Annotated in this window: 19 protein-coding genes; 6 read left to right on the forward strand and 13 right to left on the reverse strand. The window is 73.1% G+C overall.

Going from position 1 to position 17767, the window contains the following annotated elements; genetic code table 11:
- Nucleotides 1-137: 137 nt before the first annotated feature.
- The gene (locus tag ABTY61_RS06600; RefSeq protein ID WP_350503811.1) at nucleotides 138-506 is read left to right on the forward strand and encodes a helix-turn-helix transcriptional regulator; all 369 of its coding nucleotides are present in this window, start codon (nucleotides 138-140) and stop codon (nucleotides 504-506) included.
- A gap of 171 nt (nucleotides 507-677) precedes the next feature.
- Here ABTY61_RS06600 and ABTY61_RS06605 read toward each other — a convergent pair whose 3' ends face one another.
- The 3 genes from ABTY61_RS06605 to ABTY61_RS06615 all read right to left on the reverse strand — a co-directional run bounded on the left by ABTY61_RS06605 (nucleotide 678) and on the right by ABTY61_RS06615 (nucleotide 3472).
- Nucleotides 678-1376 (reverse strand): ScbR family autoregulator-binding transcription factor, encoded by a 699-nt coding sequence (locus tag ABTY61_RS06605; RefSeq protein ID WP_350503812.1) that lies wholly within the window; start codon nucleotides 1374-1376, stop codon nucleotides 678-680.
- 100 nt (nucleotides 1377-1476) lie between these two features.
- Nucleotides 1477-2361, reverse strand: coding sequence for an AfsR/SARP family transcriptional regulator (locus ABTY61_RS06610; RefSeq protein WP_350503813.1), 885 nt, complete (start codon nucleotides 2359-2361; stop codon nucleotides 1477-1479).
- A gap of 406 nt (nucleotides 2362-2767) precedes the next feature.
- The gene (locus ABTY61_RS06615) at nucleotides 2768-3472 is read right to left on the reverse strand and encodes a ScbR family autoregulator-binding transcription factor (RefSeq protein WP_350503814.1); all 705 of its coding nucleotides are present in this window, start codon (nucleotides 3470-3472) and stop codon (nucleotides 2768-2770) included.
- 382 nt (nucleotides 3473-3854) lie between these two features.
- Between ABTY61_RS06615 and ABTY61_RS06620 the strand changes: the two genes are divergently transcribed.
- Nucleotides 3855-4310, forward strand: coding sequence for an ArsR/SmtB family transcription factor (locus ABTY61_RS06620; protein WP_350503815.1), 456 nt, complete (start codon nucleotides 3855-3857; stop codon nucleotides 4308-4310).
- Complete coding sequence (locus tag ABTY61_RS06625) at nucleotides 4307-4801, forward strand: SRPBCC family protein (protein ID WP_350503816.1); 495 nt, start codon at nucleotides 4307-4309, stop codon at nucleotides 4799-4801. Before ABTY61_RS06620 ends, ABTY61_RS06625 begins: the two co-directional genes overlap by 4 nt.
- 13 nt (nucleotides 4802-4814) lie before the next feature.
- Here the strand turns inward: ABTY61_RS06625 and ABTY61_RS06630 are convergent, their stop codons facing one another.
- Both ABTY61_RS06630 and ABTY61_RS06635 read right to left on the reverse strand, forming a co-directional pair.
- Nucleotides 4815-6179 carry a chymotrypsin family serine protease gene (locus tag ABTY61_RS06630; protein WP_350503817.1) on the reverse strand — a complete coding sequence of 455 codons (1365 nt, stop codon included), beginning with the start codon at nucleotides 6177-6179 and terminating at the stop codon, nucleotides 4815-4817.
- A gap of 183 nt (nucleotides 6180-6362) precedes the next feature.
- Nucleotides 6363-6767, reverse strand: coding sequence for a RidA family protein (locus ABTY61_RS06635; protein ID WP_350503818.1), 405 nt, complete (start codon nucleotides 6765-6767; stop codon nucleotides 6363-6365).
- Between the two features lie 236 nt (nucleotides 6768-7003).
- Between ABTY61_RS06635 and ABTY61_RS06640 the strand changes: the two genes are divergently transcribed.
- Nucleotides 7004-7642, forward strand: a complete 639-nt coding sequence (locus ABTY61_RS06640) for a C40 family peptidase (protein WP_350503819.1) — start codon at nucleotides 7004-7006, stop codon at nucleotides 7640-7642.
- 30 nt (nucleotides 7643-7672) lie between these two features.
- On the opposite strand, the gene ABTY61_RS06645 is transcribed toward ABTY61_RS06640, so the two are convergent.
- The gene (locus ABTY61_RS06645) at nucleotides 7673-8149 is read right to left on the reverse strand and encodes a MarR family winged helix-turn-helix transcriptional regulator (RefSeq protein ID WP_350503820.1); all 477 of its coding nucleotides are present in this window, start codon (nucleotides 8147-8149) and stop codon (nucleotides 7673-7675) included.
- A gap of 70 nt (nucleotides 8150-8219) precedes the next feature.
- On the opposite strand from ABTY61_RS06645, the gene ABTY61_RS06650 reads away from it, so the two are divergent.
- Nucleotides 8220-8630: a VOC family protein gene (locus ABTY61_RS06650; RefSeq protein WP_350503821.1), complete on the forward strand. Its 411-nt coding sequence runs from the start codon at nucleotides 8220-8222 to the stop codon at nucleotides 8628-8630.
- A gap of 69 nt (nucleotides 8631-8699) precedes the next feature.
- On the opposite strand, the gene ABTY61_RS06655 is transcribed toward ABTY61_RS06650, so the two are convergent.
- The 6 genes from ABTY61_RS06655 to ABTY61_RS06680 all read right to left on the reverse strand — a co-directional run bounded on the left by ABTY61_RS06655 (nucleotide 8700) and on the right by ABTY61_RS06680 (nucleotide 15628).
- Entirely contained in the window at nucleotides 8700-9254 is a 555-nt protein-coding gene (locus ABTY61_RS06655) for a hypothetical protein (RefSeq protein WP_350503822.1), read from the reverse strand.
- Nucleotides 9255-9377: 123 nt separating this feature from the next.
- Nucleotides 9378-10652, reverse strand: coding sequence for a threonine--tRNA ligase (thrS, locus tag ABTY61_RS06660; protein ID WP_350503988.1), 1275 nt, complete (start codon nucleotides 10650-10652; stop codon nucleotides 9378-9380).
- Between the two features lie 246 nt (nucleotides 10653-10898).
- Nucleotides 10899-11633 (reverse strand): leucine-rich repeat domain-containing protein, encoded by a 735-nt coding sequence (locus tag ABTY61_RS06665; protein ID WP_350503989.1) that lies wholly within the window; start codon nucleotides 11631-11633, stop codon nucleotides 10899-10901.
- Nucleotides 11634-11660: 27 nt separating this feature from the next.
- A complete protein-coding gene (locus ABTY61_RS06670; RefSeq protein WP_350503823.1) occupies nucleotides 11661-13526 on the reverse strand; it encodes a serine/threonine-protein kinase in 1866 nt (621 codons plus the stop codon).
- A 123-nt stretch (nucleotides 13527-13649) separates the two neighbouring features.
- Entirely contained in the window at nucleotides 13650-14927 is a 1278-nt protein-coding gene (locus tag ABTY61_RS06675; protein ID WP_350503824.1) for a serine hydrolase domain-containing protein, read from the reverse strand.
- Nucleotides 14928-15139: 212 nt separating this feature from the next.
- Nucleotides 15140-15628 carry a carboxymuconolactone decarboxylase family protein gene (locus ABTY61_RS06680; RefSeq protein ID WP_350503825.1) on the reverse strand — a complete coding sequence of 163 codons (489 nt, stop codon included), beginning with the start codon at nucleotides 15626-15628 and terminating at the stop codon, nucleotides 15140-15142.
- Between the two features lie 132 nt (nucleotides 15629-15760).
- On the opposite strand from ABTY61_RS06680, the gene ABTY61_RS06685 reads away from it, so the two are divergent.
- The gene (locus tag ABTY61_RS06685; RefSeq protein WP_502895233.1) at nucleotides 15761-16735 is read left to right on the forward strand and encodes a pirin family protein; all 975 of its coding nucleotides are present in this window, start codon (nucleotides 15761-15763) and stop codon (nucleotides 16733-16735) included.
- A gap of 613 nt (nucleotides 16736-17348) precedes the next feature.
- Here ABTY61_RS06685 and ABTY61_RS06690 read toward each other — a convergent pair.
- Complete coding sequence (locus ABTY61_RS06690; protein ID WP_350503826.1) at nucleotides 17349-17594, reverse strand: hypothetical protein; 246 nt, start codon at nucleotides 17592-17594, stop codon at nucleotides 17349-17351.
- Nucleotides 17595-17767: the final 173 nt, after the last annotated feature.

Genomic DNA, 17767 nt, shown 5'->3' on the forward strand with positions numbered 1-17767 from the left:
CACCGTGGCGACCGGCCCCCGACCGGCCGCCACACCGACGCGCTCGCCCCCTGGCCGGACACGTCCACCGATGCACGACCTCCTTGTCATGCTTCGGCATTGGTGAAATAGGGGTCCTATGGTGGAGGTGTGGACGTATGGCCAGTGGGAGAGCGACCGAGCGGCAGTGGACCTTCCTGACCAACCACGCCCGCGTCCTCGTCCAGATCGCCCGCGACCCCGGCATCCGGGTGCGCGACATCGCCACCTGCTGCCTGCTCACCGAACGCGCCGTCCAGCGCATCATCACCGACCTCGAACGGACCGGGTACCTCAGCCACGAACGCCGAGGCCGCACCAACCACTACAGCGTCACCGCCGCCAAACAGCTGCGGCACCCCGCCGACGCCGGCCCCACCGTCGCCGAACTCCTCGCCACCCTGGTGCACCGACCCGCCGCCGGCCGGCAGCCCACCGACGGCCGACGGAGGCAGGCGCCGACCGCGCCGGAGTCCTCCGGACCGTGACCGGGCGCCCGACCGCGCGGGCCCCGTGGTGGTCGCTCCGAGGGGTGGGGAGGCCCGTCCGGACCTCCCGGAGCCCATCGGCTACCCGAGGCCGGACCCGCGGTGGCCACCCGCAGGAGCGGCTGTCCGCTGCGGTCACGCGAAAACGCCGGGCGGGACGCCCGACCGGCGTCAGGCCGGTTGCGGCGCCATCGGCCTGGTGCGGTACCCGTCCGAGCTGCCCGGCGGGACGAGGCAGGGCAGCAGCCAGTCCCACAGGGCGCCCACCCGGCGGGCCCGCTCCTCCCCCGGGCAGCCGTCGGCGAAGACCACCTCCAGCCCGCAGGCCGCCGTCACCACCAGGGTCTCCGGTCCGAGCCCGCCCGAGCGGTCGCGCAGTTCGCCCGCCCGGCGGGCACCGGACAGCAGGTCCCGGACCTCACCGGCCCAGACGCCGTGGAAGCCCCGCAGGCCCGGGAAGCCGCCGGACGGCGGTGCGGAGCGGAGCTCCCCCGGCGATTCGCCGCCGTCACCGCCGTCACCGCCATCGCCGTCGCGCCCGAGGCGGAAGGCCGCCCGGATGACCGCGTCCGAGCCCAGCGCGTCCACCAGCCAGTACCCGGCGTCGATCAGGGCCTGGAGCGGCGAGGAGGCGGAGCACAGCGCCCCGCAGGCGGCCCGCAGCGATCCCTCGGCCTGCGCGAACACCGCTCTGGCCAGCTCCTCCTTGGAGGCGAAGTGGAAGTAGAGCGCCCCCTTCGTCACCCCGGCGGCCCGGGCGATCTCCCCGAGCGTGGCTCCGGCGTACCCGCAGCGGTCGAACAGTGCCGCCCCCGCCTCCACCAGCCGTCCGCGTGTCCGTTCCGACCTTTCCTGGACCACCCGTCCCACAACCCCTCACAGCGACCAGCCCGTTCCGACCGATTCCCGGCAGCGCCCCCGAAGGACGCCGCCCCCTGCGCCGCAGCCGTTCCTCCTCCGCCGACCCGGCTCAGCCGACCCTGGTGAACCGGCCCGCCCCGGCCGGTGCCGTAGCCGGTGCCGCGACCGGTGCGGTACCCGGCTGCGGCGCCGCCGCGGCGGGCTCGCGCTCCGCCCGCTCCGGGCCGGCCAGCAGGATGGAGCGCTGGAGGCGGCGCAGTCCGGCGGACGGCTCCATGCCCAACTCCCGTACCAGGGTGTTGCGCAGGCGCTGGTAGGCCTCCAGGGCCTCGCCCCGGCGGCCGGAGCGGTGCAGGGCGACCATGTACTGGCCGTGCAGGCTCTCATGGGTGCGGTAGCGGTCGACCAGCACCGTCAGTTCGGCCAGCAGCACCCGGTGCCGGCCCAGCCGCAGGTCCGCCTCGATCCGCTGGTCCAGCGCACAGAGCCGGGTCTCCTCCAACCGCTTCGCCTCCACGGCGAGTTGACCGCCCACCGGGACGTCCGCGAAGGCCGGACCGCGCCACAGCGCCAGCGCCTCACCGAGCATCCGGGCGGCCAACGGGTGGTCGTCCGCGTCCATCGCCCGGTAGCCCGTCCCGGCCAGCCGCTCGAACTCCCGCACGTCCGTCATCCCGTTGCCGCTGTTCAGCATGTAGCCGCCGGGCGAGGTCACCAGGACGTCCTTGGCGCAGGAGACCCCGGCCGTCGCCCCGGCCCGGGCCAGCGCCCGGTCGATCAGGTCGCGCAGCTGCAGCACGTACGTCTGCACCGTGGTGCGCGCGCTGCGCGGCGGGCGGCCGGACCACAGCTCCTCGGCGAGGACACCCGCCGGGACCACCTGGTCCGCGCGCAGCGCCAACAGCCCGAGCACCTGGCGGGGCTTGGGCGCCGTCGGCACTACCGACACCCCGCACACCCGGACGTCCAACGCCCCGAGCACCCGAATTTCCACGATGACCACCCCAATCACACGGAACGCCACGGCACTTCCGCCGCGGCCGGCACCCGGGTCGACACCCCAGGGTCAACTGTCTCCAGTGAAAAACAGGACGTGCGGTTTGTCAATACAAAACCGAACGCGCTGTTTGTTTCTGGAACCCGGGCATCCGCGTGCACCCCGCGACCTGCCGCCATCACCATGCGTCGATGCCACAGCACCCTTCGTGTCCGCCCCTGCGCAAAGCGAAGGCGGCGTCGGACCCCGTGGATCCCGCGCCGCCATCAATTCGCCCGCGACCGCACCTGCTCCGGCTTCGGTTCCGCACCTGCTCCGGCCCGGCGAGCAGCCGACCCGACTCGGCCGACTCGACCCGGCCAGGGCCGTTTCCGGCCGGCCCCGAGCCGCGAGGCCGGGCCGGTCAGCCCACGCCGACCCCGTCCGCAACCGCCCCGGCCTCGGACTCGACCCCGCCGCCCTCCGCCGCCCGGGCCGCCGTGACTTCCGCGACCACCTGGCCACCGCGGTCCGGCCCCATCTGCAGCGAACCGAGCACCCCGGGCACCGCGATACTCGGCATCAGGTGCTGATAGAGCCCGGACACCCGCAGTTCCAGGTCACTCCGGCCGGAGAGCTTCTGCGACTGGATCTGAACTCCCGTCCAGGCAGCGGTGATCAGCCACGCGGTGTCGGCCGGGACGACGTGCGGCAGCAGTTCGCCGCGCTCGCCGGCGGCGACCAGCAGCGCCTCCATCCGGCTGATCCAGCCGGGGATCGCACCACCACCGAGATCGTCGAACACGTCCTGGCCGAGCGAGAGCCGGGCACCCGCGCTGAGCAGCGGGTCACGCGGCATCAGATGCGCGACCACCATCCCGGTGTCCACGAACTCCTGGAGTTTGCAGCTCCGTTCCGGCACTCCGTCCTGAACGAACTGCTCCTCCACGACGCCTTGCGCGAGATCCCGCTTCGAGGCGAAATGGAAATAAACCGCACCTCGCGTCACACCGGCCCGGGAGACCACCTCCCCGATGGTCGCGCCCTCGTAGCCGAACTCGTCGAAGACCGACGCCGCGGCCTCGAGGATCAGCCGACGCGTCCGGAGCGCCCGTTCCTGCCGTGCCACCGCAACCACCCCGCCCTGAGCTCCGGGAAAACAAAACCAAACACCCCGTATCTTAGCTACGGGCCACCTGGGGGCGACAAGACGATGTCGAGGAATCAGCCGACTCCTCCTCTTCTCCCCCACCCACCCCACGAGTTCTCCTCCAGATCCCGCCAGTTCCGGAGTTGGGAATCACGAGCCGCGCCTCCCGGGCGATCCGCGGACGAACGCGGCCGTCGGGCAGCACTGCCGCCAGGAAAACCGAACGATTGGTTTCTTCTCGGAGAGCCCCTTCGCCGGAGACCCGACCCCGCCACTTCCACAACCAAACGGTTGAATACCCGGGCAGGCGGGAGTAGCGTTGTCCTCAACCAATCGGTTGAGGAAGAACAGAGGTGCCACCGTGGCCGTCGACCAGCTCTCCAGGGCGTTCGTCGCCCTGGCCGATCCGACCCGGCGCGACATCGTCGCCCGGCTCTCGGTCCGGGACGCCACCGTCGGCGAGCTGGCGGAGTCCTACGCGATGTCCCTCCAGGCCGTCTCCAAGCACCTCAAGGTGCTGGAGGAGGCCGGGTTGGTCAGCCGCAGCCGGGACGCCCAGCGGCGGCCGTGCCACCTGGAGCCGCAGGTGTTCGACTTGATGACGAGCTGGATCGAGCGCTACCGCCGGCAGGCCGAGGCCCGCTTCAGCCGCCTGGACGCCGTCCTCGCGGCCCTGGGCGACGGCCCTGAATCCGACGGCCCTGACACCGGCACCAACCCCGACACCAGCGGCACCCCTGCGGACCCCACCCCGAACCGGGCCGGTGCCGATCGAACCGGCACCCGCCCGCAACCCACCGAAGGAGCCCCGTCATGACCTCCACCACCGACCGGGAGACCCGCATCGAGGCGGACCCCGCACTGCCCACCATCAGGATCGTCCGCGAGTTCGACGCCCCGCAGGAGCGGGTGTTCCGGGCCTGGATCGAGCCCCAGCTGGTCGCGCAGTGGCTCGGGCCCGTCGACCTCGACATGAAGATCGACGAGTGGGAGGCCCGCACCGGCGGCCACTACCGCTACTCCGTGCACCGCGAGGGCCAGCAGGTCGCCGCCTTCTACGGCTCCTTCCACGAAGTCCGGCCGGCCTCCCGGCTCGTCCAGACCTTCACCTTCGAGGGCGTGCCGGACGGCGTCTCGCTGGACACCGCCGTCTTCGAGCCGGTCGGCGGGGGTCGCACCCGCGTCACCATCCTGTCGGTGGTCGACAGCCTGGTGGCCCGGGACGCGATCCTGGCCAGTGGCATGGAGCGCGGCGTGGTCGAGGGCTACCGGAAGCTGGACGCCCTGCTCGCCGCCGCCTCGTCCTGAGCGCCCGGACCGCTCAGTGATGCGGGTTCAGCCGCTGGCCGATGATGTTCAGGATGTCGGGGGCCTGGGCCCAGTACATGACCCGGGGGCCGTCCTTGCCGGCCGAGTCGGCCGAGACGAGACCCCGGCCCTCGCGGTCGGTATTGTTGCTGACGGTGAAGACCAGCCCGCCCGAGTCGCCCTGGGTGCAGGCCCAGTTCGCGTTGTGGCCGACGACACCGTACACCGCGTGGACCGAGCCGTCTTCCCAGGCCAGGGTGTAGGCGATGCTGTCGTTCTGCACCTTGATGCCGCAGGGCACGCCGTGGCCGGTGTAGTAGGAGCGGGCGCCGTCCTGGCAGACCGACTGGCCGTTGTGGGAGCGCCCGACCGTGGTGACCCGGTACCACCGTCCGGCCGGGGTGTCGGCCTCGCGGGCCTTGGAGCCGGAGCCGTTGCTGCCTCCGGTGTCGATGACCTCTGCGTCCACGAAGCGGTCCAGGACCTTCACCACCCGGCCGATCCGGCCACCGTCGCGCGTCCCGAACTGCCCGACCGGGTCGCCCTCCCCGTGGACCTCGGAACCGCTGGGGAAGCAGTGGGCGGCGGTCAGCAGGTAGTCCCGGCCGGTGGGGTCCTCGGTGGCCAGGCCGCTGGTGCAGCGCGCCACGTAGCCCGCCTCGTGGGCCGGAGCGAGGAGGACGTCCCCGCCCATCTGGGGCCGGTCCTCGTCCCAGCGCCAGGTCGCGGCCCGCGCCGGGTCGCCCGCGACGACCTCGACCGGCGCGGTGGAAGCGGCGGAAACCGCGCTGTCGGCCGAAGCGGCGCCGGACCGGACCGAGTCCCGGATCGAGTTCCGGACCGAGTTCCGGACGGAGTCGAGCCGGTCCGCCCGGCCGGTCACGGTGATGCCCGAGGCGTCCGGGTTCACGGCGACCGTGTAGACCTCCAGGTCGTCCGCCCGCTCCACCGCGGTGGCCTGGAGGATCCGGTCGACCAGGGCCGCCAAGTCCCGCTTGGCATAGTCGGCGTGGGCGAACCGGACGAGGCCCGCGTCGATGTCCGGGTGCGCGGCCTTCGCCGTGTCGACGAGCCTGCGGCCCTGCTCCTCGGAGAGGGCGTAGAGGGTGACGGTGCCGCCGTCCTCGTCCACGGAGAGGTTGCCGTAGGCGTCGGCGTGGTCGGCACGGCCCTGCTCGTCGAGGGCGTCGGCGAGTGCGTTGAGCGGGGCCACCCTCTTCGCGTGCTGGAGCGTGGCCGTGTCGGTGGTCGGCGCGCCCGGGGTCGGCCTGCCGTAGACCGTACCGACCGCGACGGCGGCCGTCGCGGGGCCGGCCGGCGCGGCAGGCACCAGTGCGATGGCCGCGGCGGCGGCGACCGTCCGGGCTTTCCTCGACATCAGTGCAGGGAGCAAGGATCCGGGCCTCTCCGAGTGTCTCGGGCTGAGCGCGCCTCGGGGCCCTCGCCCGAAGCACGGACAGTTGAGCACGGAGAGTGACGACAGGATCGCCGCACCTGGTTCGTGTCGCACGAAATCGCCTGGAACGCCGCACCGACCCGGCACCCGCCCCTCCCGGGACCGTCAGGGCAGCACGGCCACCGCCTCCACCTCCACCAGCTGGTCCGAGTAGCCGAGCACGGAGACCCCGAGCAGCGTGCTGGGCGCGTCGTGCTCCCCCAGGTAGGAGCGGTAGACGTTCCACACCTTCACCAAGTCCGCCTGGTCACCGGAGGCGACGTACACGGTGGTCCGGGCGATGTCCGTCAGCCCCGCGCCCGCGTCCTCCAGCACGGTTATCAGATTGCGCATCACCTGATGGGCCTGGCCCTCGTAGTCGCCGACCGCGACCGTGCGGCCCTCCTCGTCCAGCGGGCAGGCCCCGGCGAGCCAGAGCGAACGGGCCGGGGCGTCGACCACCGCCGCATAGGCGTAGTCGACGGCCTGGGTCAGGCGCGTGCTGCGGACCAGCTTGACCGCGCTGTTCATGGGACCCTCCGGGGTATCGCGACCGAACGTTCGCGCCCATCGTTGGCCCACGCCCGAACGGCCGTCAAACCGATTTCGGGTGAACTCCCCGCCCCGCCAAGGCCCGTGTGCCCACGATTCACCGTTGCGGGTGATGGCGGGCGGTGCCGCCGAACCCCGATCCTGGTGCCGACCCGTGCCGACACCGGCACGGGCCCATACCCCCCGTACCGCGACCGACCCGGGAGAGCCGACCGATGGAGTCCCAACTGCCCGACCGTGACCACGCCTCCGCAGTCGGACGCCGCAGCGTGCTCGGCCTCGCCCTCGGCGCGGGCCTCGCCCCGGCGCTCGCCACTGCGGCCCAACCCGCCAACGCCGCACCGGCGTCCGCCCCGACCGGCCCCGCTCCCACCGACCCCGCCGCCGCCCTCGGCCGGCGGGTCGCCGCCGTGGCCGAGGCGCAGATCGGCATCCCGTACGCCTGGGGCGGCGGCGACCGGCTGGGCCCGGGCCTCGGCTTCTGCGACGAGGAGAACGGCTACCTCAACGGCGTCTGCCTGGGCGAGAGCACGGTCGGCTTCGACTGCAGCGGGCTGTCCCTGTACTGCTGGTACCGCGCCAGCCAGGGCACCGTCGAGCTCGCGCACTACACCGTGGCCCAGTTCCACCGCAGTGCCCCGGTCGAGCGCGACGCCCTGGCCCCAGGGGACCTGCTGTTCTTCTCCCGCACCGACGCCCCGCTGCACCACGTCGGCATCTACGCGGGCGACGGCGCGATGATCCACGCCGAGCGCACCGGCACCCTGATCGCCCGGGTCGAGAAGGTGCTCGACGTCCCGCGCTGGGCGGGCGAGTTCGCCGGCGGACGCCGCCCGGGGCCCACGCCCGCCTGAGCCCATCCGCCCGAGCCCACCCGCCCGAGCTCACCCGGCGCCGCGCCAGGACGGCGCCCCCAGCTCCACCCGCAGCAGCAGCTCCTGCAGCACCCGGCGCTCCGCCGGGCCCAGCGGCGCCAGCACCTCGTCCTGCACCGTCCGGGCACCGGCCTCCAGCTCGGCCAGCAGCTCCCGCCCGGCGGCGGTGACCGACACCGAGACCCGCCGCCGGTCCGCCTGGTCCCGGGTGCGCTCGACGTACCCGGCCGCGCCGAGCTGGTCGGCGACCTTGGCGAGGTCGCTCGGGTCGATGCCCAAGCGCCGCACCAGGTCCCGCTGCGCCTGCGGCCCGAAGTCGGCGAGCGCCGCCAGCACCGCCATGTCCCAGAGCCGCAGGCCGCGTTCGGCCAGCTGCCCGGCGAGCCGGGCCCGCGCCGTCCGGCCGATCCGGGCGAGCAGGAAGGTGCTGAGGTCGAGCAGGGTCGGCGGCAGCGCGTCGGGCGGGACGGGGATCTCGGAGGCCATGGCGGCATTCTAGGGTTTCTCCCTATAGTGGGCCCCGACCCACTAACTCGGAGCCATCTGGAGTTCGACCGTGGACGCCCTCTACCCCCGTCTGCTCGTCACCCGCTTCGCCGAGACCTTCGGCTTCTACCGCGCCGTCCTCCCCGCGTTCACCGGCGCCACCCTGGTCAAGGGCACGCCCGAGGGCCCGTACGCCAACTGGGACGTCGACGACCAGGCCGTCCTGGCGCTCTACGACCGCGCCATGATGTCCGCCACCCTGGGCACCGCCGGACTGCCCGCCCGGCCGGCCACCCCCACCCAGGACACCGCGATGCTGGTCTTCCGGGTCGACGACGTGGACGAGGCGCTCGCCCTCTGCCTCGGGCACGGCGGCGTCCTCGCCGTCCCGGCCACCGACCGCCCGGAGTGGGGCCCGAACCTGCGCAGCGCCCATCTGCGCGACCCCGAGGGGCACTTGATCGAGCTGCAGTCCTACTGACCGGGACCGCCGGGGGCGCGCTCCCCGGCGGTCAGCGCCGCCAGCGGCCGGCAGCGGCGGCGGCAGCGCTCAGCGGTGGAAGACCTGCAGCTCGCGGACCGCGTCGTTGAAGTTCGCGCCCAGGTAGGAGGCGGGCAGGTCCATGGTCTTCTCCACACTGAGGGTCGACCAGAGGTGGACGGCGTTGCAGTTGTTGTAGCCCTTCATCGAGGAGACGCTCAGCGCCACGCCGATGTAGTTGACCAGGTGGTAGCCGGTCCCGTCGCACCCCCCGGCGTCACCGTAGAAGGAATAGATGACGCCGCCCTGGTAGTCGGCGTCCTTGAACTCCTCCAGCAGCAGCGTCCGGTCGGCCGGCTGCTCCGCCGTGCGGGTGCGGCCGTCGGCCAGGGCGAGCGCGTCGGCACGGGAGCCCGGCGAGCAGGCCCGGCCGAGCACCGGCGACACCCCGTCGGGGCCGGCGCCGGGCAGATGCCCGAGGACAGCGGCGCAGTACTGGACCTCGGGCACCGGCAGCGGGCGGAGCCCGGCCGAGCTCGCCGGGGCGGCGGCCGGCGCCCCGGCGAGGGCGAGGCAGGCGGTGAGGACGGGAGTGGTGAATCTGCGCGGTCTGCGCACGGGCACCTCCGGAAGGGTGGGGACGGCGGCGGCCGGGGACTCGGCCGCCCCGCCCATTCGACGGGCGACCGCCCTCCCCGACCCCGCCGACACACCGCACATCGCACTAGTCGTACGTATGCCCCGGGTTCACCCGGCGGGCGCGTCCCGCCACAGCTCGGCACTGCAGTCCGCGACCAGGGCGCCGATCCGCGCCCAGGCCTCCTCCGCCGCCATCGGCTCCAGTCGGCGGCCGTCCCGCAGCCGCAGCGCGACCCGGTCGTCCACCGCCTCCTCGGCGCCGATCACCGCCTGGTAGGGCACCAGCCGGGCCTCGCGGATCCGGGCGCCCAGGCTGCCGTGCTCCGGCCCGGCCACCTCGGCCCGCAGCCCGAGGTCCAGGCAGCGCTGCCGCAACCGCTCGGCCTGCGCCACCTCGGCGCCGGAGATCGGCAGCAGCACCACCTGGGCCGGCGCCAGCCAGGCCGGGAACGCCCCGCCGTACAGCTCGATCAGGTGGGCGACCACCCGCTCGACGCTGCCGATCACGCTGCGGTGCACCATCACCGGGCGGTGCTTGGCGCCGTCCGGGCCGATGTAGTGCAGGTTGAAGCGCTCGGGCTGGTGAAAGTCGATCTGGACGGTGGAGAGGGTGAACTCGCGCCCGGCGCCGTCGGCGATCTGCACGTCGATCTTGGGCCCGTAGAACGCGGCCTCACCCTCGGCCGCCTCGAACGGCACCCCGGAGCGCTCCAGTACGTCGGTCAGCAGCGCGGTGGCTCGGCTCCACAGCTCCGGGTCGGCCACGTACTTGCCGCCCTCGCCGGGCAGCGAGAGCCGGTAGCGGACCGGCACGATGCCGAGCGCCCGGTGCGCCTCGCGAATCAGCTCCAGGGCGGCGACGGCCTCCCCGGCGGCCTGCTCCGGGGTGCAGAAGACGTGGGCGTCGTTCAGCTGGATCGCCCGCACCCTGGTCAGCCCGCCCAGCACACCGGACAGCTCGGAGCGATACATCCCGCCCAACTCGGCCATCCGCAGCGGCAGTTCCCGGTAGCTGTGCGGGCGGGAGCGGAAGATCAGCGCGTGGTGCGGACACAGGCTGGGGCGCAGCACCATCTCCTCCGAGCCGAGTTGCATGGGTGGGAACATGTCCTCGCGGTAGTGGTCCCAGTGGCCGGAGATCTCGTACAGCTCGCGCTTGCCGAGCACCGGCGAGTAGACGTGGCGGTAGCCGGCCCGGCGCTCGCGGCCGCGGATGAACTCCTCCAGGGCGTGCCGGATCGCGGCGCCGTCGGGCAGCCAGTAGGGCAGGCCGGAGCCCATCAGCGGGTCGGTGTCGAACAGGTCGAGCTCGCGGCCGAGCTTGCGGTGGTCGTGCGCGGCCTGGTGCCGGGCGGGCCGGTCGTTCACGGGCTGCTCGTTCATGGACTTGCCGTTGAAGGGCTGCTCGTTCATGGGGTGGTCTCCACTCTGGACGGTGCGGGCGAGTGGGACCGGGAACGACGAAGCCCCGGGGCACTCGCCCCGGGGCTTCGGACTTGGTCAGCAGTCAGCGCGCCGGGACTCTTTCCGGCGTCGTCGTGGCGAGTGCAGCGCGCTTCATGCCGTCCACGGTAGCAGCTCCCCGACCTGCGTGTTGATCTTTATGGGCGAGCTCACAGCACGGGCGGTTCACCTCAGCAGGGCGCAGCCGCGCTCGGCGAGCGCCTCCCGCACCCGGTCCGACACCTGGACGTCGTTCCACCGCAGGTCGAGCTTCTCCAGCGCGGGCAGCGTGGCCGGGTCGGCCAGCCACTCGGGCAGTTCGGTGATCCCGTTGGTGCGGAGGTCCAGGCGGCGCAGCCGCGGCAGCCCGGCGAGGACGGCGGGGAACTCACCGAGCCTGTTCTCCCGCACTTCCAGTTCGCGCAGTTCGGAGAGCAGCGCGAAGGAAGCCGGGAGGCGGGCCAACTCGTTGCCGCGCAACCAGAGTTCGCGCAGCTCGCCGAGGGCGCCGATGGACTCCGGCAGCGCGGCGAGCCGGTTGTGCTGGGCGCGCAGTTCGACCAGTTCGGTCATCTTTCCGATGGCGAAGGGGAGTTCGGTGAGCCGGTTCTCGCCCACGTTGAGGTACCGCAGTCGGGTGAGCTTCCCGATGCCGTCCGGCAGTTCGGTGAGCTGGTTGTCGTGCAGGTAGAGGAAGTCCCGGAGCCAGGTGAGCCGGGTCAGTTCGGCGGGCACCTCGGTGAACAGGTTGTGGCCGAGGTCGAGGGTGCGCAGCCGCATCAACCGGCTGATGCCGGGCGGGAGTTCGGAGAGCGCGCCTTCGGCGAGGATGAGCACGGTCAGGTCGTTGCGGTCCCACACCGAGCTGAGCACCTCGGCGGCCACCGGGCCGAGCGGCTGCCGCCAGAGGTTGAGCGTCATGTCTGTCACGTCCGCCATTGTCCGCCCTCACCAGTCCGTGGTGGGCACGACGAGCATCGTCGCGCGGGCCAGGGTCCGGCCGTCGCCGGCCGGCGGGAGCTGGACGAGCTCCAGGGCAGCGGCCGCGAACTCAGCGGTGGCCGGGCCGGGCGGCAGCAGCACGCGCAGGTGGTAGTCGCAGGTCTTTCCGTCCGGGACGTCCACCCGGTACTCCGTCGCCCCAGGCCCGACCGGGTGCCCGGCTCCGGTCAGGTCCGTCGGCTCGGGCGCGACCTGTTTCAGGAAGCCGACCCCGGCGCCGGCCGCCGTCGTGACGCGCAACGCGAGGTCGCGCCCACGGGCGCGGCGGCTGCCGAGGACGATCCCGCTGAGTTCGCGCCGCAGTGCGGCGGCCGTCTCGGGCGTGTCGGGCAGGTGGACGAGGTCGAGGGTACCGGCCAGCGCGGCGGAGACCGCACGGCCCTGCGCGACCTCCCAGTCGACGCCGATGCCGCGGACGTGGCAGCGGAAGCGGTCCGTGCAGGAGGCGAGCGCGGCGGCGAGTTCGGCCGGTTCCTCCGCGTCGTCCCGCCCGTCCATCAGGAGCACCGCAGTGCGGTCCGCGTCCGGGTGTCCGGCCAGGAGCTGGTCGGCCAGCCGGAGCCACCGGCCGAAGGCGGCTGTGCGCAGCGGCTCCAGCCCGGCGAGCGCGGCCCGGGCCTCCGCCCTCGTCCCGGGGGTCGCGCGGACCAGCCGCCTGCTGTCGGGGTAGAGCATCCGCGCGTACTCGGAGCCCTCGACGACGGCGAACCAGACCTCGTCGTCCAGGGCGTCGACGGTGGCCGCGACGGCGTCGGTCACCGCGCGGAGGGCTGCCGGGGACAGCCCCGTGGAGAGGCCGACCAGGAAGACCAGCGCCTGCGGAGCCGAGACCGCCGCGCCCGCCGGGTCGAGCGCCGCGCCGCGCACGGTCAGGATCGCGTCCGCGTCGGTCGCGTCCGGCAGCTTGTACTGGTTCTGGAACACCTCGATCCGGTACCCCGAGCCGGCGGGTGCGGCGGGCGCCCGGGGCGGGGTGCCCGGTTCGAGCAGCGCCCTGAGCCGGTCCGCGACCTCACCGGCGAAGCGCGGCCGGTCCGCCGGGTCCTTGGCGAGAAGCTCGGCGACCAGGCCGTCCAGCGCCGCCGGCACGCCCGGCCGCCGCTCGGACAGCCGCGGGGGCGGGGTCCGGATGTGGTCCTGGAGCAGCGGCCAGACGTCGCGGCGGCCCGGGAACGGCGGCTGCCCGGTGAGCAGCGCGAGCAGGACGCAGCCGAGCGCGTACAGGTCGGCCCGCTCGTCCACCGACCGGCCCCGGCACTGCTCGGGGGACATGTAGTCGGGGGTGCCCATGACGACGCCCGAGCGGGTCAGGCCGGTGGCCGAGTGGAGGTAGCCGGCGAGGCCGAAGTCGCAGACCTTCACCCGGCCGTCCGGGAGCAGCATGAGGTTGGCGGGCTTGACGTCCCGGTGGACGATGCCGGCCCGGTGGGCGCAGGACAGCGCCTCGGCGGTCTGCGCGGCCAGCTCGACGGCCCGGCGCACCGGCAGCGGCCCGTCCTCCCGCAGCACGGTCCGCAGGTTTCGGCCGCGCAGCAACTCCATCACCAGGTACAGCTGCCCGTCCTGCTCGCCGTTGTCGAAGACCTGGACCAGCCCGGGGTGTTGGAGCCCGGCGGCCACCTGGGCCTCGCGGTGGAAGCGGGCCACCGACTCCTCGTCCTCATCCGGATCCAGGCCCCGGGGCAGGAACTTGACCGCCACCCGTCGGCCGAGCCTGAGGTCGTCGGCCAGCCACACCTCCCCCATGCCGCCGCGCCCCAGCGGCGCCGCGAGTCGGAACCGGCCGTCGACCAGCCCTCCGGCCACGTTCACACGCGCTCCCCCTCCCCTGGCTCCGGGCACCCACCGTCGAACGAGGTGCTCCGCTCTGCTCGGAGCCTCATTCTGTCGGGCGGACCGGCCTCCGGTGCAGTGCGGGCGCCGGCTGCCGTCGGCTCAGCGGAGCATCGGCCGGGCGTCACCCCCGCCCCGGTGGTTGCCGCAGAAGGCCTCCTCCAGGAAGCCGCCCTGCGCGGCGAGTTGCCGGACGGCCTGCGCCTCGTCGCCCCTGGACGTCACGGACATCGCGACCTGCCGGCTGCCCGAGCTCCAGAGCTGCGAGCTGAATCCGGGCATCCCGCCGTCGTGCCCGTACACCGGCCCGCAGGACAGCTCCAGCCGGGCCAGTCCCAGGCCGTACGCCAGGGCCGAGGGCTTGCCGTCGATCTCCACCGGGATGGTGGTCGTCATCTGCCGCATCAGCTGGGGCGAAAGCAGCCGGCCGCCCACCAGGGCCTGCTCGAAGCGGTTCAGGTCGGCCAGGGTGGATATCAGCTCGCCCGCGGAGTTCGCCCAGGTGACGCTCTCCACGGTGACGTCCCGGTCCTTGCGGTCCTCCGGCGCCGGGCCCTCGGCGAGCGTCCAGTAGCCGTGGGCGTGCGGGCCCCGGACGTCGGTGGCCGCGCCGGGGAAGTACGTGCCGGTCATCCCCAGCGGCCGCAGGATACGCGCGGTGATCTCCTGGGCGTAGCCATGGCCGGTGACCCGTTCGATGATCATGCCGAGCAGGGTGTAGTTGACGTTGGAGTAGCTGAACTTCGCCCCCGGCGGGAAGTTGGGCGCGTGCGCCACCGAGGCGGCCACCACCTGCGCCGGGGTGATGCTGCGGGTCAGACCGCCCTGGTCGAGCCAGTCACGGATCACGGCGGGATCCGTGGTGTGCGGGAACAGTCCGCCCGCCTCGTTGGTCGGATCCCACAGGCCGGAGCTGTGGTTGAGCAGCTGACGGACGGTGATCCGTCCGCCGTCGGGGACCACCCCCGGCAGGTGGCGCCCGATCGGGTCGTCCAGGCCGAGCCGGCCCTCCCCCACCAGCTGCAGCACGGTGGTGGCGGTGAGGACCTTGGTGATGCTCCCGGCGCGGAACCGCCCGTCCACCCGCACCGGGGCACCGGTCGCGAGGTCGGCGACGCCCGTACCGGCGCGCCAGACGCCGCCCCCGCCACGGACCTCGGCGATCGCCGCGGCCGCCCCGGCGTCCGTCACCGCCCGCAGCGCGGCCATCCGTGCGGCGCCCTCGGCCCGGTCGGCGACGGGCGGCGCGGCGACAGGCGGCACGGCAACAGGCGGTGCGACGGCACCCTGCTCGACGGCGCCGGCCGAGACGACCGGCCCGGCGAGCGCCAGGCAGACCGCCGCTGCCACCACCATCATGGAACTCGTACGACGTGCCATGCGGCCCCCTCGTCCACGGCGGACCCCGCCCGCCTCCGAGTTCACAGCCTCGCCGCCGACCTGATACTCCGTCATCCTCCACCGGGAGGAACCCGTCGTACTCCCACCAACGTAGGCGCTACGCCGAACGGGGGAGGCCGACCGGCCTGCCCGAAGCCCCGGCGGGGAGGTCGGAGCCGGGAGGTCAGAGCCGGAACGTCAGAGTCGGACCGTCAGAGCCCCGGCGTCGGGCGGACCGGGTGCTTGCTCATGATCGACACCCGGTTGAAGGAGTTGATGGTGATGGCCACCCAGATCGCCGCCGAGAGCTCCTCCTCGCTGAACACCTCCCGCGCGGACCCGTAGGCGGCCGCCTGCAGCGCCGCGTCCGCCGGGTTCGTGGTCGCCTCGGCCAGGGCCAGCGCCGCGCGCTCCCGGGCGGTGAACAGCTCGGTGTCCCGCCAGGCCGGGAGCACGCCCAGGCGCTGGGTGGTCTCGCCCTCGCGCAGCGCGGCCCGGGTGTGCACGTGCAGGCAGAAGGCGCAGCCGTTGATCTGAGAGACCCGCAGGTTGACCAGCTCCACCAGTCGCCGGTCCAGCCCGGCCTCGGCCGCGGCCTCCCGGGCCGCCTCCGCGGCGGCGAGCAGCGCCTTGTAGGCCTTGGGGCTCTGCTTGTCGATGAACACCCGTCGCTCCGCCGGAACCACCGTCACGTCACTCACCTGGACTCCTAGACTTCCCGTTGCCGCCGTCGACTCGGCTCGCTGCCGTTCGACGCTTCGACACTCTGCCATGCCATAATAGTTGAATCTAGAACTATCTACTGGGCGCCGTCCCCGGGAAGGACCACAACCGTGAGCACCGCCGAGACCGAGCCGCGCCCCGCCGCTCAGCACCAGGAGCCGCAGGAGCCGCAGGACCGCCCGTACGTCGAGGTCATGTCCCCCCGGGACGTCCCGCTCGGCGGGCCGCGCGCGATGACCGTCCGCCGCACCCTGCCGCACCGCTCCCGCCGGCTGATCGGCGCCTGGTGCTTCGTCGACCACTACGGCCCCGACGACGTCGCCCTGACCGGCGGCATGGACGTCGCCCCGCACCCCCACACCGGTCTGCAGACCGTGAGCTGGCTCTTCACCGGCGAGATCGAGCACCGGGACAGCCTCGGCGTCCACGCCTTCGTCCGCCCGGGCGAGCTCAACCTGATGACCTCGGGCCACGGCATCTGCCACTCCGAGGTCTCCACCCCGGCGACCACCGTGCTGCACGGCGTCCAGCTCTGGGTCGTGCTGCCCGACGAACACCGCGACACCGCACGGGACTTCCACCACCACGTGCCCGAGGCCGTCACCCTGGACGGCGGCGAGGCCCGCGTCTTCCTCGGCACCCTGGCCGGCCGCACCTCCCCCGTCCCGACCTTCACCCCGCTCCTCGGCGCCGAGCTCACCCTCGCCCCGCACGCCACCGTCACCCTGACCGTCGACCCGGCCTTCGAGCACGGCGTCCTCGTCGACCACGGCGAGGTCCGCCTCGCCGACGCCGACCTCCACCCCGGCGACCTCGGCTACCTCGCCCCCGGCCCCACCACCCTGACCCTCACCAACACCGCCGACGCCCCGGCCCGGCTCGTCCTCCTCGGCGGCACGCCCTTCGAGGAGCAGATCGTCATGTGGTGGAACTTCATCGGCCGATCCGGTGAGGAGATCGTACAGGCACGAAACGACTGGGAGAAGAGCTCGCGCTTCGGTGAAGTGCATGGCTACGACGGTGCCCGGCTTCGGGCTCCGGAGCTGCCCGGCCTCCCCCTGAAGGCTCGCGGACGGGTTCGCTGACCTGCGGAGATGTTGTTCGCTGCCTGTGCCTGGCGGTTGCCGCCTGGTGCACAAGGGGCGCTACTCGGGCTGCGGCGAGAAGGCGCCCCTCATTAGCATGCGGGCCGTCCTGAGGCTCGAAGCCGAGGGCTCGCCGGGTCTCATGTTCGGCCATGTGTGGCACGGTCTAATCGGATCGATGCTGACTTTTTGCTGACCTTTCTGATGCACCATCAGCAACTGTCCGATACTACTAACGAACCAGACTCCTTTCCGGCAGTGCTACTTGCCGAGAGGTCGCTGCCATGGACCATCGTGTCTCCGGCGTCGGACAAGCCGCTCAGGCCAGGCAGGTGCTGCTGGACATCCTGCTGAGCAGGGCACCTACACGCACCCGGTCGGGCGCCACCAGAACGTGCTGGCCCGCTCCCCGTTCTCCCGGATCGAGGCCGCGCACTGGGGCCGGACGATTGCCCGAACCGCGGACGATGCGGCCGGCGTGCAGCGCTCCTACAGCTGTAGCAGCCCCCGCCAACTCGGTCGGACACGAAGGCGTTCGTGAAGGATGTCCACGACGCCCTGCTGGCCTTCGCCTCGTCCGGCACCTTCGAGCGGACGATCCGCATGGAGGCGATCACCGCCCGCCTCCCGTGACGGAGCCCTCTGCGGGATCCGGCAGCGTGAACTCCAGCAGCGGGTCTGTCACAGCCTCGCGCCAGTGTTCGCGGTGGCCGTCGGCGCGCAGTCGGAAGTACACGGTCTCGCGGCGCTCGTCGTCGGCGGTGCCGAAGTGGCCGCCGATGTTGTGGGCGAGCAGATAGTGGACGAGGATCAGGCTTCCGGCCGCGCCGGTCACCTGGCGCGGGGCGGGCAGATCCACGGGCGGGTAGGGCGCAGCGTCGCGCAGTGCGTCCGCGCCGTGGCGGCGCAGCCACGCTGCCGTGCTTAGATGCGTGCCCGGCCACACCCATAGGTTGCCGCGGTCGTGCTCACCCTGGTCGGTGAGAATGAGGCCGGCAAGGGCCGTGAAGGTGCCGGGGCGGCCGTCGTTTT

This window comes from Kitasatospora sp. NPDC096128 (assembly GCF_040303105.1).
In the GTDB taxonomy this organism is placed as follows: Bacteria; Actinomycetota; Actinomycetes; order Streptomycetales; family Streptomycetaceae; genus Kitasatospora.